General features: G+C 62.3%; 16 protein-coding genes. 10 read left to right on the top strand and 6 right to left on the bottom strand.

The features are described from left to right. Positions 1 to 39: 39 nt before the first annotated feature. Both mltA and VZC39_RS09805 read right to left on the bottom strand, forming a co-directional pair. Positions 40 to 1,191 carry a murein transglycosylase A gene (gene mltA, locus VZC39_RS09810; RefSeq protein ID WP_349922194.1) on the bottom strand — a complete coding sequence of 384 codons (1,152 nt, stop codon included), beginning with the start codon at positions 1,189 to 1,191 and terminating at the stop codon, positions 40 to 42. A gap of 321 nt (positions 1,192 to 1,512) precedes the next feature. Beyond that, complete coding sequence (locus tag VZC39_RS09805) at positions 1,513 to 2,070, bottom strand: hypothetical protein (RefSeq protein WP_434668067.1); 558 nt, start codon at positions 2,068 to 2,070, stop codon at positions 1,513 to 1,515. Between the two features lie 232 nt (positions 2,071 to 2,302). Between VZC39_RS09805 and VZC39_RS09800 the strand changes: the two genes are divergently transcribed. Then, a complete protein-coding gene (locus VZC39_RS09800; protein ID WP_349922192.1) occupies positions 2,303 to 2,554 on the top strand; it encodes a DUF1289 domain-containing protein in 252 nt (83 codons plus the stop codon). A gap of 130 nt (positions 2,555 to 2,684) precedes the next feature. Here the strand turns inward: VZC39_RS09800 and fruA are convergent, their stop codons facing one another. The 3 genes from fruA to fruB are packed head-to-tail and all read right to left on the bottom strand — an operon-like array spanning position 2,685 to position 6,483. Beyond that, complete coding sequence (gene fruA / locus VZC39_RS09795; protein WP_434668063.1) at positions 2,685 to 4,412, bottom strand: PTS fructose transporter subunit IIBC; 1,728 nt, start codon at positions 4,410 to 4,412, stop codon at positions 2,685 to 2,687. Continuing rightward, complete coding sequence (pfkB, locus tag VZC39_RS09790) at positions 4,409 to 5,383, bottom strand: 1-phosphofructokinase (RefSeq protein ID WP_434668060.1); 975 nt, start codon at positions 5,381 to 5,383, stop codon at positions 4,409 to 4,411. The genes fruA and pfkB overlap by 4 nt, the downstream gene beginning before the upstream one ends. After that, complete coding sequence (gene fruB, locus VZC39_RS09785) at positions 5,383 to 6,483, bottom strand: fused PTS fructose transporter subunit IIA/HPr protein (protein ID WP_434668057.1); 1,101 nt, start codon at positions 6,481 to 6,483, stop codon at positions 5,383 to 5,385. Before fruB ends, pfkB begins: the two co-directional genes overlap by 1 nt. A gap of 302 nt (positions 6,484 to 6,785) precedes the next feature. Between fruB and cra the strand changes: the two genes are divergently transcribed. From cra to pfkA, 8 genes are all read left to right on the top strand, one after another. Further along, the gene (gene cra / locus VZC39_RS09780; RefSeq protein ID WP_434668054.1) at positions 6,786 to 7,796 is read left to right on the top strand and encodes a catabolite repressor/activator; all 1,011 of its coding nucleotides are present in this window, start codon (positions 6,786 to 6,788) and stop codon (positions 7,794 to 7,796) included. 323 nt (positions 7,797 to 8,119) lie between these two features. Beyond that, on the top strand, positions 8,120 to 9,313 hold the full coding sequence (locus VZC39_RS09775) for an aromatic amino acid transport family protein (protein ID WP_434668051.1): 1,194 nt from the start codon (positions 8,120 to 8,122) through the stop codon (positions 9,311 to 9,313). Positions 9,314 to 9,538: 225 nt separating this feature from the next. Beyond that, positions 9,539 to 9,943, top strand: a complete 405-nt coding sequence (locus VZC39_RS09770; protein WP_434668048.1) for an MbcA/ParS/Xre antitoxin family protein — start codon at positions 9,539 to 9,541, stop codon at positions 9,941 to 9,943. Further along, complete coding sequence (locus tag VZC39_RS09765) at positions 9,943 to 10,635, top strand: RES family NAD+ phosphorylase (protein ID WP_434668045.1); 693 nt, start codon at positions 9,943 to 9,945, stop codon at positions 10,633 to 10,635. The genes VZC39_RS09770 and VZC39_RS09765 overlap by 1 nt, the downstream gene beginning before the upstream one ends. Before the next feature lie 330 nt (positions 10,636 to 10,965). Further along, positions 10,966 to 11,400, top strand: coding sequence for a DoxX family protein (locus tag VZC39_RS09760; protein WP_349922184.1), 435 nt, complete (start codon positions 10,966 to 10,968; stop codon positions 11,398 to 11,400). 375 nt (positions 11,401 to 11,775) lie between these two features. Then, entirely contained in the window at positions 11,776 to 12,546 is a 771-nt protein-coding gene (elyC, locus tag VZC39_RS09755) for an envelope biogenesis factor ElyC (protein WP_434668042.1), read from the top strand. Between the two features lie 135 nt (positions 12,547 to 12,681). Next, positions 12,682 to 13,437 (top strand): triose-phosphate isomerase, encoded by a 756-nt coding sequence (gene tpiA, locus VZC39_RS09750; protein WP_349922182.1) that lies wholly within the window; start codon positions 12,682 to 12,684, stop codon positions 13,435 to 13,437. Between the two features lie 153 nt (positions 13,438 to 13,590). Continuing rightward, positions 13,591 to 14,562 (top strand): 6-phosphofructokinase, encoded by a 972-nt coding sequence (pfkA, locus tag VZC39_RS09745; RefSeq protein WP_349922181.1) that lies wholly within the window; start codon positions 13,591 to 13,593, stop codon positions 14,560 to 14,562. Between the two features lie 218 nt (positions 14,563 to 14,780). Here the strand turns inward: pfkA and VZC39_RS09740 are convergent, their stop codons facing one another. Continuing rightward, positions 14,781 to 15,944 carry a thiolase family protein gene (locus VZC39_RS09740; protein WP_434668037.1) on the bottom strand — a complete coding sequence of 388 codons (1,164 nt, stop codon included), beginning with the start codon at positions 15,942 to 15,944 and terminating at the stop codon, positions 14,781 to 14,783. A 125-nt stretch (positions 15,945 to 16,069) separates the two neighbouring features. Here VZC39_RS09740 and VZC39_RS09735 point away from each other — a divergent pair, with 125 nt between their 5' ends. After that, on the top strand, positions 16,070 to 16,462 hold the full coding sequence (locus tag VZC39_RS09735) for a MerR family transcriptional regulator (RefSeq protein ID WP_349922179.1): 393 nt from the start codon (positions 16,070 to 16,072) through the stop codon (positions 16,460 to 16,462). Positions 16,463 to 16,486 lie beyond the last annotated feature (24 nt).

Below are 16,486 nucleotides of genomic sequence, written 5' to 3'. Positions count from 1 at the left end.
CGTCCTCCCTTAATCAGGAGCGCTCGCAAACAGGAGAGATCAGATCCAGGGCGCGGCAGTGGGGCCGTGGTGCAGACCCAGCTTCCAGACCCGGCCGAAGTGCTTGTAGTGACCCGCCGCCACCCCGGCCTTCTCCCCCATGCCGTGGTAGAGATCCAGGTGCCCCTTCTTGACCGCACCGCCCACATCCAGGGCGATCAAGAGCCGCAACTGATGCTTGCCGGTCCAGTTGCCCGCCTTGTCGAGCAGCGGCACCTCCGCCAGTATGGGTGTGCCCATGGGCAGCAGGGTCTTGTCCGCCGCCACCGCCGACATGGGCAGCAACGGAATGCCGGCGGCCCCCACTACGTCATTGGTCGGACGGCGTTCGAAGAAGACGTAGGAGGGGTTTTGCTCCACCAGCTCCATGACGTTCGCCTCCGGCTGACGGTTGGCCCAATCCTTGATGGCTTTCATGGACATCTGCTCCTTGGGCACCTCACCCCTGTCGATCAGCACCCGGCCGATGCTCACGTAGCCGTGGCCGTTCTTGCCGCTGTAACCGAGGTATTGCAGCCTGTCATCATCGCCGTAGTGCACGAACCCAGAGCCCTGCACGTCCATCAGGAAGTTGTCGATGAGGGACTTGCTGTAGCCAAGCTCCAGCCCCCGGTTGGACAGCGCCCCCTGGTGGATCTGGGCCCGGGTCGGGCAACGGCCGCCACAGTTGGGCATGGCGTAGATGGGGTATTTGTATTTGGCATCCGGGCGGTGGCGCACCTCCAGTACCGGCGAGTAGTAACCGGTGAAGAGCACGTTGCCCATGCGATCGGCGCCGCCGAGCTGGGCCAGGCTGATGCCGTAGCGGGTGATCTGGGCGGGATCCCCGCCGTTGGCCACCCAGCTGGAGAGCTGACGATAGAGCTCACCATAGCGGCTCGCCATCCGGCCGGAGCGCTCCAGCACCAGCCGGCTCTGGGGGCCGAATCGGCTGAAGTCAGACGACTGGCGGCTGTTGACATACTCCACCCGCACCAGATCATCCGGCAGTGTGCCATCCAGATACTGCTTGCCCAGATTGACTGGCACCTCGCAGTTCAAAAAGCATCTGGCTTCAGGCTTCTTCGGGGGCACCTTGGCGGGCTCGGGATCGCTGGCACAACCTGCCAGCCCAAGCGCCAGGGCACTCAACCAGTACGCGCGTTTGTTCATAATTCCTCGTCTAACCAGAAAACGCTAACTTCATGAAAATAATGATGAATTCAATCAATGGCCCGGGCTGAGACGTCATCGCCGCTCAAGGCTCGCCCCCGGCCCCGCCATGGGCGGCGCTATCATACAAAAACTCGGGCCCTGTTGACCCCATAAATTGCAAAATTCATCGCACTTGTCGATCCCTGCGACACCAGGGTACGACCAAAGAGGACGGGAGGATGGCGCCGACGCGCCGCACATCAGAAAGAAAGGAGAGGCAGGTTGGCCAACTGCCCTGTCGCAGCATGGCCAGCACCGGACTACACGGGATACACGGGATCAGTGGGAGTAAGGCAGCGAGGAGTGATGCAGGATGATGCGCACCTTGCCATCGTCCCCCTTGCGAAAGCCCCAGGTCTTGTCCACATCCACCTCTTTGTTGTCCCGATCGACGAGGTGCACCGTCCCCATGGTCAGCGCCATGTTGCCATCGATGTAGATGGCGGCATTGTCGTAGCGGTAGCGCTGCCAGTTCTTCAGGGCAAAGCCGGTATCCGCCGGATAGGCCGGATCGTGGCCGACGAAATAGGCGAGCGCCCCCGCCTTGGTCAGGCGAAAGGTCTGCGCCCCGCTCGCCAGGGTCGCCTTGAACAGCACGGGCCCGTCGGCATAGCCATAGGCGCTGTCGAGCACGGCGTTGGCGGTCGCCCTGGCCTTGTCGATGCCTCCCGTCCGGTAGTCGTCGCTGATCTGGACCAGGGCCTTGCCCCAGCCATCCTGCGCGGCCTTGACGTCCGCCTCGGTGATGTTGCGATTGACCAGCTCGGCGGCGCCCAATGACCCGCTGGCCACCAGCCATATCAGTGCGAGACCCGATCCTTGATGAAACCCTTTCATGTTTGTGACTCCAGATAGATGAACCGCATCTCGAAGCTTAGCCGAGGGCCGGGCACCGAGCGCCCTCCCCGGGCAGCCATCATGCCTTGCGGCCAGCGCCTTCATGCCTGGTGTTCCTTTGGCTCACCCTCTCTCCCGCCGCCGATCTGGCACGCTATGCCCTGCATGGCTTCCCCTTCGCCAACGGGCCACTCTGGGTTATAACAAGGTAACGCGGCGCGAGAGGTGGTGAATGGAACAGCTCGAGATCTTCCCGCTCCAGAGCCCCTGTATCGGGGTCTGTGAGGTCAACAACAAGGGTTACTGCAAGGGTTGCCTGCGCAGTCGGGAGGAGCGTTTCAACTGGCTGACCATGACCCCGGCCGAGCAGCAGGAGGTGATGCGCCTGTGCCGGGGCCGCAAGGCGCGAGTGGAGGCGGCGCGGCGCAAGGCACGGGAGGCGGCCGAGCAGCCCCCATCGCCCCCTGCCGGGTGGGATTTTTAACTGCCCATCCTCAATTTTTCGATCCTGTTTCTCTGCGCAGAGGCATGAAAGCAATAAAAAAGGCGGCCATCTGGTCGCCTTTTGCACAATTCAACTACGGATCCATTTCACCCTTGACAACGTCAACCACTCAGGCCGTTGCCAGCTTGGCCGCCGGTTGCTCGGCCCGCTTGAGCATGGCGTAGGCGACACCGGTCACCAGTGAGCCTGCCGCGATGGCCAGGATATACATGAACACATGGCTGATGGCGTTCGGGATGAAGAGCACGAAGAGGCCGCCGTGGGGCGCCACCAGTTCGCAGCCGAACAGCATGGAGAGCGCGCCGGTCAGGGCACCGCCCACCATGCAGGCCGGAATGACCCGCATCGGATCCTTGGCGGCAAACGGAATGGCGCCTTCGGAAATGAAGCACAGACCCAGTACGAAGGAGGCCTTGCCCGCTTCCTGCTCCGCCTTGATGAACTTCTTGCTGGCGAGGAAGGTGGCGATGCCCATCCCGAGCGCCGGTACCATGCCGGCAGCCATCACGGCAGCCATGGGGGCATAGGTCTTGGAGGCGAGCAGACCGACCCCGAAGGCATAGGCCGCCTTGTTGACCGGGCCACCCATGTCGAAGCACATCATGGCGCCGATGATGACTCCCAGCAGCACGGCGTTGGCGGAGCCCATGTTGTTGAGGAACTCGGTCATGGCGCTCATGATGCCGGCCACCGGGCCGCCCACCACGTAGATCATGACCAGACCGGTGAACAGGCTGGCAAACAGCGGAATGATGAGGATGGGTTTGAGCGCTTCCAGGGTTACCGGCAGGCGCACCTTGTCGCTCAGGAACTTGGCACTGTAACCGGCCAGGAAGCCGCCGACGATGCCGCCAAGGAAACCGGCGCCCAGCGAGCTTGCCAGCATACCGGCGATCATGCCAGGGGCCAGCCCCGGGCGGTCGGCGATGGAGTAGGCGATGTAGCCCGCCAGCACCGGGATCATCAGGGCGAAGGCCGAGCCGCCGCCGATCTGCATAAGGGCCGCAGCGAGGGTCCCCTGCTCCTTGAACGCCTCAATCCCGAAGATGAAGGAGATGGCGATGATGAGACCACCGGCCACCACCATGGGCAGCATGAAGGAGACCCCGGTCAGCAGGTGCTTGTAGGGGCCGGCCTTCTCTTCCTTCTTGGCAACGGCGGCGCCGCTGTGACGGTAGACGGAGGCCTCGGTCCAGGCCTTGTCCAGCTCGGCGCGAGTCTTCTTGAGGGCCGCCCCCGTGCTGGTGTGATAGACGCTCTTGCCATCGAAGCGGGCCATGTCCACCTCGATGTCGGTGGCGAGGAATACCAGATCCGCGGCGGCAATCTCGTCCGCCGTCAGGGCGTTCTGGGCACCGACCGAGCCCTGGGTCTCGACGCGGATCTCATAACCCAGCTGCTTGGCCATGGTTTCCAGCGCTTCCGCCGACATAAAGGTGTGAGCCACCCCGGTTGGGCAGGCGGTGACCGCCACGATGCGCTTGGTGGCGCTGGCAGGCTTGGCCACGACGGCGGCAGCCTGATGGCGATAGACCTTGGCCTCCCCCTCGGCAGCGCTCAGCACAGCGGCGGGATCCTGCAGTGCGAGATCCATGCTGCCCTGATAGAGGCGCTTGCCGTCATAGGCGGCGAGATCCACCGGGGCGCTGGCCACCACCAGCACCAGATCGGCGGCGGCAATGTCGGCGGCCGAGGGTTGCTGACGGGGCTGCACGCTCGAATGGGTGTCGAGTTGCAGTGTCCAGCCCGCCTGTTTGGCCTGCTGTTCTATCCGTTTGGCTACGAGAAAGCTGGTGGCGATGCCCGCGGGGCAAGCCGTGACCAAGATTGCTTTCATTGGGCATCTCCTGAAGGTTCCATGGAATCAAAGTGAGCGGGACTGAGGCGTTGCAGCCGCACCTGCTCGAGTAAAGGGGTCAAGACGGCGATATCACTGAAGCCCACCGCCACCTGGCTCACCGCCAGGGCCGAGACGGCGGTCGCCAGACGCAGGGTCTGCTCGGGTGCCCAGCCGAGGCTGAGACCATGGGCCAGCCCGGCCACCAGGGAGTCACCGGCACCGACGGTGCTGACCACCTGCATGCGTGGCGGCACGGCCTGCCAGACGGCATCCGGGCCAAACCAGACAAGGCCCTCGGCGCCGTTGGAGATCACCACGTGCTCGATGCCGTCCGCCTGCAAGGCGCGGGCACACTCGGCCTGCTCTTTCAGGGTCTTAACGGGACGCCCGGCCCACTGCGCAAGCTCCTCGAGATTGGGTTTGACCAGGGTCGGCGCGGCGGTCAGACCCGCCTTGAGCGCCTCGCCGCTGCAATCGAAGATGACCTTCTTGCCACGGGCCTTGAGCAAATTGATGAGACGGGCGCAGTAGGCGGGCTCCACGCCCTTGGGCAGGCTACCCGCCAGCACGAACCAGTCCGCGTGCGGAGCCAGCTCGTCGATGGCCGCCTCCAGCTGATGTACCGCCTCGTCGCTGATGTCAAGGCCGGGCAGATTGAGATCGGTGACCCGTCCCGATTGCTCGGAGATCTTGACGTTGATGCGGGTGCTGCCCGCAACCCGCACGAAGTGATCCGCGAGATCCCGCTCGGCAAAGAGCGACACGAAGCTCTGCTGGTTGGCGTCGCCGAGCCAGCCGCTGAGCCCTACCTCGCGCCCCAGATCTTTCAAGACCATGGCGACGTTGATCCCCTTGCCGGCGGCGCGCAGGTTGCCCTCGCTCACCAGGTTCACCTCGCCGGGCACCAGGGCCTCAAGGCGGGTGGTGAGATCCAGCGCCGGGTTCAGGGTAATGGTGACGATCTCCATCAGTGCGCCCCCTCTCCCAGGCCGGCGGCGATGGCGGCGCCCAGCCCCTTGAGGGCGGCTTCGGCATCCGGCCCTTCGGCACGGAACGCGAGGCGATGACCGCATTTCACCCCCAGGCCAATGACCTTCATCAGACTCTTGGCGGAAACCGCCTCGCCGCTGCCATCCAGGTTCGCCACCCGGATGTCGGATTCATACTCTTTCGCCACCTTGACCAGCATGGCGCCCGGGCGGGCGTGCAGGCCGTGGGGGTTGATGATGGTGAAGGTGTCGGACAGCCCGGTGGCGGGGCCGGCTTGCAGCATTCCCAGGCCTTCGCTGCCCGCGAAACTGGCAAGCTGGCTGGCGGCGGCGAGTTTGGCCAGATTCTCCAGCTGGGGCAGATGGCCGCTATCGGCGGCGCAGAGCAGCAGCAGGGCATTCACGGGGAGCTCCCCTGCACTTATTGCACTGCTCGGGGTGGCCAGTACCCAGCCAGTCTGGGCCGCTTGCGTGCGGGCCAGCCAGACACCCTCCCCCAGATAGGCGGGGTCGTTTGCCAGCAGGGCGCTCACCATGGCGGCGTCCCCCCAACCGGCGGACTTGGCGCGGGCGGCGGCCCCCAGCAGCAGTTGATCCCGATCGTCGGCCGGGAAGTCTGCCAGAGTCAGGAATTGCACCTCTTTCGCAGCCGCTGCCCCGGTCAGGATGTGGATGATGGTCTCTTCATCGTTGGCGTCTTTGAGCTGCGCCGCCGCTTGTTCGTCCCCCAGCACATGGGTGAGCTGGCGCAAAATCCCCAGATGCTCGTCGGACTTGGCGGCGATGCCGATGGCCACATAGGCAATCTGACCTTCGTCCCACTCGATCCCATGCGGGAACTGGGCCACCATGACGCCGGTACTCTTGACCAGGTGACGGGTGTCCGTGGTGCCGTGAGGAATGGCGATGCCGCTGCCAAGATAGGTGGCGTGCTGCGCCTCCCGGGCCAGCATGCCATCCACGTAACCGGCTTCCACCAGACCGGCCTCGGTCAGTTTGCCTGCCAACAGGGCGATGGCTTCCGCTTTGGTCGCTACCGATTGCCCCAGCAGGATCTGCTGTCGCGCCAACTTCAACATAGAGATTCTCCTAAAGGACCGACCGTCCACAGTAGACTGGTCGGCTCAACACCTGATTTCCATTGACCTGCCAGCCAAAAGTAGACCGGAATGTGTCCCGTCGTGATCCGGAACCCGTTTTTAACCCCGGTCATCGATTGCTTGCTGACAAGCTGAATCGTTTCACCTACACTCAGACTGAATCGTTTCAGCTGATTGTTCAAGTGCCCACGCAGAGTGCTTTTCAATGATATGATCCCGCGCACACTTTTCGCCGTCCCAACCGGGACCCTCGCGGGCCTTGCAACTCAAACAGAGCCAATATGATGAAACTGGATGAAATCGCCGCCCTGGCCGGTGTCTCGCGCACCACCGCCAGCTATGTGATCAACGGCAAAGCCGATCAGTACCGCATCAGTCAGGCCACCCGTGACAAGGTGATGGCGGTGGTCCATGCCCACAACTACCAACCGGACAGCCGCGCCGCCTCCCTGCGCGGCGGCCAGACCCGCACCCTCGGCTTCATCCTGCCGGATCTGGAGAACGCCAGTTACGCCAAGCTCGCCAAGCGGCTCGAACAGGGGGCGCGGGCTCAGGGTTATCAACTGCTGATCGTCTGCTCGGAAGATGAGCCGGATACCGAGAAGGAGCTGGCCCGCATGCTGGTGAGCCGCCACGTGGATGCGCTGCTGGTGGCGAGCTGCCTGCCGCCGGCGGATCCCTTCTATTTGCAGCAGCAGGCCCAGGGGGTGCAGATCCTGGCCATCGACCGGGCCATGGCGGCGGATCACTTCATCACGGTGGCGAGCGAAAACCAGAAGGCGAGCCACTCCCTCACCGCCTCTCTGCTCACGCCCGCCATCGGGCACGTGGCGTTGATCACCGCACTGCCGACTCTCACGATCAGTCAGGAGCGCAAAGCGGGATTCGATCAGGCGCTGACAGAGTACGGCGACGCCGCCACTCCCTCATCCCGCATCTCGTCCCACCTCTGTGAGGGGGAACACTTCTCCCGCGTCGAGGGCTATCGACTGATCAAGACTCTGCACACTCAACTCGGCCAGTTGCCCGAGGCGCTGGTCGCCACCTCCTACATCCTGATGGAGGGGGTGCTCGATTATTTGCTGGAGCAGGAGAGCGACATGAGTCGGCTCGCCATGGCCACCTTCGGTGACGACAGGCTGCTGGACTTCCTCCCCTTTGGCATCAACTCCCTGCCCCAGCAACACGACGCCCTGGCGAATCAGGCGCTGGATCTGGCCATCAAGGCCATCAACGGCGACTATCAAGCGGGCCTGCATTACGTGAGCCGCACCCTCAAGCGCCGCCGCTAACCCTCCCGCCGGTCTCCCAACACCGGCGCCAGGCCAGAGGCTGACCGCTGCGCCGACGAGATGACTCGCCGGCGTATTTTTCACCACTCCCAACGCCATACTGTCATCATTTATTTCCACTCATTGCCGCCAGGCAGTACAAACCACAGCCCTTATCCCTTGTAACCACTATTTTAATCCGTTAACGTGGCAACCAACTTTTACAATAGACAGGTCTAGTGTACAGATGCGTCCATTCCGATATCCCTAGCCTCCGGCCTCACCCCCGGAGGCGCCTTGCCACCACTGCCCCTGGCACTCTTTTCCCATTTCGGATGAACCTCATGAACACCAAGACTCTCGGTTGTACCCTGCTCATCGCCGGCACTACCATAGGTGCCGGCATGCTGGCCCTGCCGCTCGCCTCTTCTTCCCTCGGCGGCCCCGCCACCCTGCTGCTGATGGTCGGGCTCTGGGCCCTGATGGCCTTCACCGCCATGCTGCAGGTGGAGGCGAGCCTCAATACCGGCAAGTGGTACCTGCACCAGTTGGCGGATCAACTGCTCGGCCCCTGGGGCAAGCGCGTCGCCTCCTTCTGCATCCTGATGCTGTTCTACTCCCTCGCCTCTGCCTACATCAGTGGTGGCAGCAGCCTGCTGGCACAGGCCCTGGCCGATGCGGGCATGAACGTCAGCCAGGAGCAGGCCGCCTGGGCCTTCACCCTGCTGTTTGGCGGCATGGTGTGCGTCGGCACCAAGCAGGTGGATTACCTCAACCGGCTGATGTTCACCGTCAAACTGGTGATCATGGTAGGGGTGCTGGCCCTGCTGCTGCCCCGCGCCGAAGGCCAGCATCTGCTCTCCATGCCGCTCGGCCAGGGCCTGCTGCTGGCGGGCCTGCCGGTCATCTTCACCTCGTTCGGCTTCCACGGCTCCATCCCGAGCGTGATGCTCTACCTCGGTGATTGCCCCAAGCAGCTGCGCCGGGTCTTCGTGTGGGGCTCAGCCTTGCCCCTCATCCTCTATGTGCTGTGGCAGGTGGCCATCCTGGGCCTGCTCGGCCAAGAGAGCCTGATCCAGACCGGCGGTGCCCTGGACAGCCTGCTCGCCAACGTCGGCAACCTGGTCAGCTGGCCTGCCTTCAATCAGGCGATGCATATCTTTGCAGATCTCGCGCTCGCCACCTCCTTCCTCGGGGTGACCCTCGGCCTGTTTGACTTCATGGCCAAGGTGACCCGCCGCAAGGACAACGCCAGCGGCCGCGTACAGACAGGCATGATCACCTTTGTGCCGCCCCTGCTGTTCGCCCTCTACTTCCCGCAAGGCTTCATCATGGCGCTCGGCTACGCCGCCATCGCGCTGGCGGTGCTGGCGGTGCTGCTGCCGGTGGCCATGGTATGGCAGAGCCGCAAACGGGCCGAGGCGCACCACTACCGCGCTCCGGGTGGCGTGCTGGCCCTCGGGCTCGCCGGTGCCATGGGGGTGCTGATCGTCGGGGTGCAGATAAGCGTGAGCCTCGGCCTCCTGCCCGCGCTCTGATCCTCATCGATTCAGAAGACAAAAGCCCTGCCACATTGGCAGGGCTTTTTGTTGGCCCGTTTCTCTGTTCAGCCATGGACCAACCAGGAGAATCGCCATAACGGCCGCAAACACATGTATTCACCAATACCTAACAGTGTACATATATGTACAACTCTTCTACACTGATAATCAGGCGACAGGCCATATCATCGCCCTCGCCAGCACAGAATATCAGGAGGCATCATGGTCGCAACAGCACAGATATCCCGGCAAGAGAACGCCATCGATCCCAGCAAGGCGCTGCCGGTGGTGTTTCGGATCCTGGATAAATGGCAGTGCAACACAGATGAACAGCTGACCCTGCTTGGCATTTCCTCGCGCTCAACCTTGAACAAGTACAAGGAGTCGAACGGCGGTATCCGCCTCGGGGTCGACCTGCAGGAGCGGATGAGCTACATCCTCAACATCCACAAGAGCCTGCGACTGCTGTTCAGCCTCGATGAGAGCATCTACGGCTGGGTGCGCAAGCCCAACAGCCACCCCTTCTTCGCAGGGCGCAGCGCCATGGACGTCATGCAGGGGGGGCGTGTGGCCGATCTCTATGAGGTTGCGACCCGCCTGCACGCCTGGCGTGGGGGTCAGGCCTGATGACTGTCTCCCCTCCCTTAAGCGAGTTGGACGATCAACACGCCTTTCGCATCATCCCGAGCCGCTATCCCCCCATCTGCCTCTATGAGGATGTGGCCAATGCCGACGAACTGGAGGCGGTCTGGGCCGTGGAGGCCCTCACCAACGATCGCCTGCGGGAAGAGGCCGGCGAGCTGACGCGAGTGCCGAAAGAGGATTGGCTGGTGGGATTGGCCGGTGGCAGCTATGTGATGGCCGCCTTCACCCATCTGAGCCCCGAGGGGGCCCGCTTCACCACGGGGGACTTTGGCGGCTACTATTGCGCCCCTGTCCTCGATACCGCGGTGAAGGAGACCGTCTATCACCAGGAGCGCGTCTTCGGCTACACCCGGGAGCCGGCCCAGAAGCTGCAGATGCGGGTGCTCCACACCGAGTTCTGCGCCCGCCTCGTCGATATCCGCGGGGATAGTTACCTCGCCTCCCCCCTCTATCACGCCACCGATTATGGGCATTCTCAGGAGTTTGCCCGGGAGCAGCAGAGCCTGGGCCAGGATGGTATTCATTATCGCTCGGTGTGCCACAGCGGCCACGACTGCTACGTGCTCTACCGCCCCCGCCTCATCACCAAAATTCACCAGACCCAGCATCTGGAGTACCACTGGAATGGCAGCGCCATCGCCAATGTGCTCGAGATCAGGCTCTATGGGGAGTGATCTCCCCTCCTAACGCGACAACAGCCTCACCCGATGAGTGGGGCTGTTGTGTTGCGTAATCTGCTGGGTTGGGATGTTTAAAAACGTCCATGTCAATAACAGAGCTTGCTCTCGCCGCATTGCCCCAACGGCTCATTTAACCTCGCATCCAATATGAATACTTATCATTTAGATCCGTTTCCTTGATTTCTCTCAATTTTATCTCTCCCCTTGCGGCGTAGAGTGGCGGCCATGGTGATCGGGGAGGCGCTTCCTTTTATCGCATCGTCCATACACCAGAAAACCCAGTGGAAGCTGGCATTAAAATGATCGTAAAGGGAATACTTTCAAATGGTTGAGACATTATTGAACAACGTCAATCGCCTGCTGCATCACGAAGATCTTGGCAAATTGCTGCTGCGACTGGCGGTCGGGGGCTTGATGTTGTTTCACGGTCTGCACAAGCTGATCGACGGCGTGGACGGCATCTATGCCATGCTGGTCGCCAAGGGATTGCCCGGCTTTATCGCCTACGGGGTCTTGCTGGGGGAAGTGGTCGCACCGCTGCTTATCATCCTCGGCATTCTCACCCGCCTCTCCGCCCTCGGGCTTGCCTTCACCATGGTCGTCGCCTGGTTGATGGTGGGGATCGGTGAAACCTGGCAACTGACGGCGGTTGGAGCCTGGGGTATCGAGAGCCTGGTCTATTTCTTTGTCGGGGCACTGGCGGTGGCCTTCATGGGGGCAGGCCGTTACGCCCTTGGCGGTCAATCAAGCTGGCGATAAGGGCGATGACCAATGATGTCGGCTACCTCACATCGCATGAGAGTCCTGAATAACCCACGTTAGACGCCACCAGCCTGGCGCATCGTCACACAAAAACAATCACACGCCATCGCTTGATGCGAAACCAAAAGCCCTGCCAGATCTGGCAGGGCTTTTTCATCATCCCCTCACCACCCTGTGTCCAACAACAGGGGATGCTCCTTCATCGACCCCCTTGGGTTGCAAGATAAACAGAAGTGGATAAGGTACAGTGATGCTCGATTGGCGAAACGCCGACATGGCACGTCTTTGGCGAATAACGCCGCTGCGGTGTGAGGTCACGTCCACCCGCAAAACGACACGACGATGTGTGATTGAGAACCCCTGGAGCCTTGTTTGTTCGAACTCAAGAAATGGCTTGGCCAGTTGCTGATGCCACTCCCCTTCTCCCTTTCCTTGCTGCTGCTGGCCTTGCTGCTGCTCTGGTTCACCCGCTTCCAGAAGAGCGGCAAGCTGCTGGCAAGTTGCGCTCTCGTGCTCATCGCCATGATGGGAATGCGCCCGGTCAGCTACGAGCTGGCCCGCAATCTGGAGCAGACCTATCCCCCCTTCGAGGCCACCCAGCATCCGGATATCGAGGCCATCGTGGTGCTCGGCAACGGCCATGTGAGCGATCCGGCCATCCCAGAGCGCGCCTGGCAGAACAACATCGCACTGGCCCGCACCCTGGAGGGGGTACGCCTCGCCGAGGCCTATCCCAAGGCGGAGCTCATCTTCTCAGGCGCCGTGGCGGGGGATCCCCTGTCGAACGCCGAGGTCAACGCCCGCATGGCGGCGAGCCTCGGCATCCCGCGCGAACGCATGACGTTGTTTGAAAACAACAAAGACACCCATGATGAAGCGGTCAGCATCGCCCGCCACCTCAAGGGCAAGCGGGTGGCGCTGGTGAGCTCGGCCACCCATCTGCCCAGAGCCATGGCGCTCTATCGCGCCCAGGGACTCGATGCGGTGCCAGCCCCCACGGATTACACCGCCAAGCAGAGTCAGCAGCCGCAACCTCTGTACACCTACCTGCCGAAGGGGCGTTATCTGATGTATTCCGAGGCTGCCATTCACGAGTGGATTGGGGTATGGTGGGCCCGTCTGCGGGGCCAGGTCAACGAATGAGCATTTGACGATTCCATTCCTGATTTGGATCAGGAAAGCGAAAAAAAATTACGTCATTTGCCGCCGGGTCAGCTATCTTGGGCTCGGTTCAATTCATATAATGTCGCGCAATCAAATGCCTAGGAGATATAGAAGATGAGACAGCACCTGGTAATGGGTAACTGGAAACTGAACGGCACCAAGGCTTCTGTCGAAGCCCTGATCAAAGGACTGACCCCGGCTGCGGCCGCTCATCCTTCGGTACAAGTCGCCGTCTGCCCGCCGGTTATCTTTTTGGGTCTGGTTGAGCAACTGACCGCTGGCAGCAAGATTGCCTACGGTGCCCAGAACGCCGACGTTCACGAGTCTGGCGCCTTCACCGGCGAGAACGCCCCCTCCATGCTCAAGGCCTTCGGTTGCACCTACTCCCTGGTCGGTCACAGCGAGCGTCGTACCCTGCATGCAGAGACCGACGACGTGGTTGCCGCCAAGTACGAAGCCATCCAGAAAGGTGGCCTGATCCCCGTACTGTGCATCGGCGAGACCCTGGCTCAGTTTGAAGCCGGCACCACCAACACCGTGGTTGAAACCCAGCTCAAAGCCGTGATCGACCGTTGTGGCATCGCCTCCTTCGCCAACGCCGTCGTCGCCTACGAGCCGGTATGGGCCATCGGTACCGGCAAGACCGCCACCCCGGAAATCGCCCAGGCCGTGCACGCCCACATCCGTCAGTACCTGGCCGGCTTCGACGCCGCCGTCGCCGCCAAGGTGCAGATCCTGTACGGTGGTTCCGTCACTGGCGCGACCGCTGCCGACCTGTTCGGTCAGCCGGACATCGACGGTGGCCTGGTGGGTGGTGCGTCCCTGAAAGTGGACGACTTCTCCCAGATCATCGCTGGCGCCGCCAAGTAAGGCTCGCACGAAGAGGGGCCCGTCCCCTCTTCGTGTTATCCCCTTTCCTATGGAACCGAGTCCCTCATTTTCATAGGAAAGCCGATATAGTAAGCAGATGGCTGACTGCATTTTCAGATACTGATTTTCGTCAACTTGGATCCAGAGGCACTCATGACCAAACAAATCAAACGTATTGGTGTTTTGACCAGTGGTGGTGACGCACCGGGTATGAACGCAGCCATCCGCGCCGTGGTGCGCGCCAGTCTGCACCATGGCCTGGAAGTCTACGGCATCTATGATGGCTACCTCGGCCTGCACCAGGACAGGATCGTCAAACTCGAGCGCCACAGCGTCTCCGACGTGGTCAACCGTGGCGGTACCTTCCTGGGCTCCGCTCGTTTCCCCGCGTTCAAAGATCCGAAAGTCCGTGCGGAAGCCATCGAGAACCTGAAAAAACACGGTATCGACGCCCTGGTGGTGATCGGCGGTGACGGCTCCTACATGGGCGCCAAGAAGCTGACCGAAGAGGGTTTCCCCTGCATCGGCCTGCCGGGCACCATCGACAATGACATCGCCGGCACCGACTTCACCATCGGTTTCGACACCGCCCTGAACGTGGTGGTGGATGCCATCGACCGCCTGCGCGACACCTGCAGCTCCCACCACCGCATCTCCGTGGTCGAGATCATGGGTCGTCACTGCGGTGATCTGGCCATGTCTGCCGCGGTCGCCGGTGGCGCCGAGTACGTGATCGTGCCGGAAGTGGCTTTTGACAAAGAGAAGCTGCTGCAACAGATCAAGGAAGGGGAAGCCAAGGGCAAGCGCCACGCCATCATCACCATCTGTGAACACGTCACCGATGTGAACGCCCTGGCCAAAGACATCGAGTCCATGACTGGCCGCGAAACCCGCGCCACCATCCTGGGCCACATCCAGCGCGGTGGCTCCCCCACTGCCCGCGATCGCATCATGTCCAGCCGCATGGGCGCCTTCGCCGTCGAGCAACTGCTGGCCGGCCAGGGTGGTCGCTGCGTCGGGATCCAGGGCAACGAGATGGTGCATCACGACATCATCGACTGCATCGAGAACCTCAAGCGCCCGTTCAATCAGGAGCTGTACGATCTCTCCACCACCCTGTTCTAAGCCCAACCGGCTGTACCGGGTCGTTGTAAAAAAACCCTCCATTGGAGGGTTTTTTATTGCGCCATGTTCAGCGGGCTGACGGGACAACGCGGCGTCGATATAGCGCGCTGCCAGCATGCCATCTTGAAATCAGTTGCCTCACCAAATCCCATCAGGCCAGATGACAACACCAAAAACAATGCGCATAAGCAGCCAATTATCTCGCCTTGGCGTTTTTATCAGGGGAGCTCGATGGCCATGGCGGTCGCCTCGCCGCCCCCGATGCACAGGCTCGCCACTCCCCGCTTGAGGTCACAGGCCCGCAAGGCGTGGATCAGGGTCACCAGGATGCGGGCACCGCTGGCCCCGAGAGGGTGACCCAAGGCGCAAGCGCCGCCGTTCACGTTCAGCTTCTGATGGGGGATCTGGCAACCCGCCATGGCCAGCATGCTCACCATGGCGAAGGCCTCGTTCACCTCGAACAGATCCACCTCCTCCACCGACCAACCCACCCGGGTCAGCAATGTCTGGATGGCGCCGACGGGGGCACTGGTGAACTCCGCCGGCAAGGCGGCGTGGCTCTGGTAGCCGACAATCCGCGCCAATACGGGCAGATCCCACTCGGCCGCCGTGTCGGCGCGCATCAATATGAGCGCCGCGGCCCCATCCGAGATGGAGCTGGAGTTGGCCGCCGTGATGGTCCCCGTCTTGCTGAACGCGGGCTTGAGAGCGGGGATCTTGTCGGGCCTGGCCTTGCCTGGCTGCTCGTCATCGGCCAGCAGCATCTGCTCCCCTGCCCGCACTGGGGTCAGTTCAGCCTCGAAGGCGCCGCACTGCTGGGCCGCCTGGGCCCGCTGGAGCGAGCTGATGGCGAAAGCATCCATGTCGGCGCGGGCCAGCCCCGCCTTGTCGGCACTGGCCTGGGCATAATGCCCCATCAACTGCCCCTCATAGGCATCCTGCAGGCCATCGAGGAACATGTGATCCAGCACGCTTTGGTGGCCCATGCGATAGCCTGTGCGCGCCTTGTCCAGCAAGTAAGGGGCCCGGCTCATGCTCTCCATGCCGCCGGCGACCACCACCCGGGTATCGCCGAGGCGCAGGCTGTCTGCCGCTAGCATCACCGCCTTCATGCCCGAACCGCACACCTTGTTGAGGGTGGTGCAGGGCACGCTGTTCGGCAGACCCGCCTTGAGGGCCGCCTGACGGGCGGGGGCCTGCCCCACCCCTGCACTCAGCACATTGCCCATGTAGACCTCGTCGATCTGCTCCCCTTGCAGGCCGGCCGATGCCATGGCTGCCGCGATGGCGCAGGCGCCAAGTTCGGGAGCGCTCTGGCCGCTCAATGCCCCCTGAAAGGCGCCCATGGGGGTGCGTTTGGCCGCCACTATCACTATGTCCATGCGTCTGCTTCTCCTTTTGTTACATGGAGATAACATATGCTGCCGGGGGAATCGGAACAAGACTTGCGGGGAAGTTGACGTTTGGGTAAGGTGCCAGCCAGCCTTGACAACCAGATGACGATGCCATGACTCAATCCAGGGATGACGTGCGGACCTTCAGTATCAGCGAGCTGGCCCGTGAATTTGATGTAACCACCCGCAGTATCCGCTTCTACGAGGATCAGGGGCTGCTGAACCCCGCCCGCCAGGGCCAGACCCGGATCTACAGCCGCCAGGACAGGGTGCGCCTCAAACTGACCCTGCGCGGCAAGCGTCTGGGTTTCAGCCTCGCGGACATTCGCGATCTGTTCGATCTCTACGATGCGGACAAGAGCAGCCGCACCCAGTTGCAGACCATGCTGGGGTTGGTGGCCGACAAGCGGGAAACCCTGCAACAACAGCTGGAAGACATCAAGATGGTGCTGCTGGAGCTGGACGCCGCCGAGCAGCGCTGCCAGCAGGCCCTGGCCCAGCTCTAGTCTTCAGCGCTCGCGCCTTCCATC

The organism is Aeromonas sp. NJAU223, assembly GCF_051125555.1.
Taxonomy (GTDB): Bacteria; Pseudomonadota; Gammaproteobacteria; order Enterobacterales; family Aeromonadaceae; genus Aeromonas; species Aeromonas veronii_G.
This window is presented reverse-complemented; position numbering and strand designations above follow the sequence as displayed.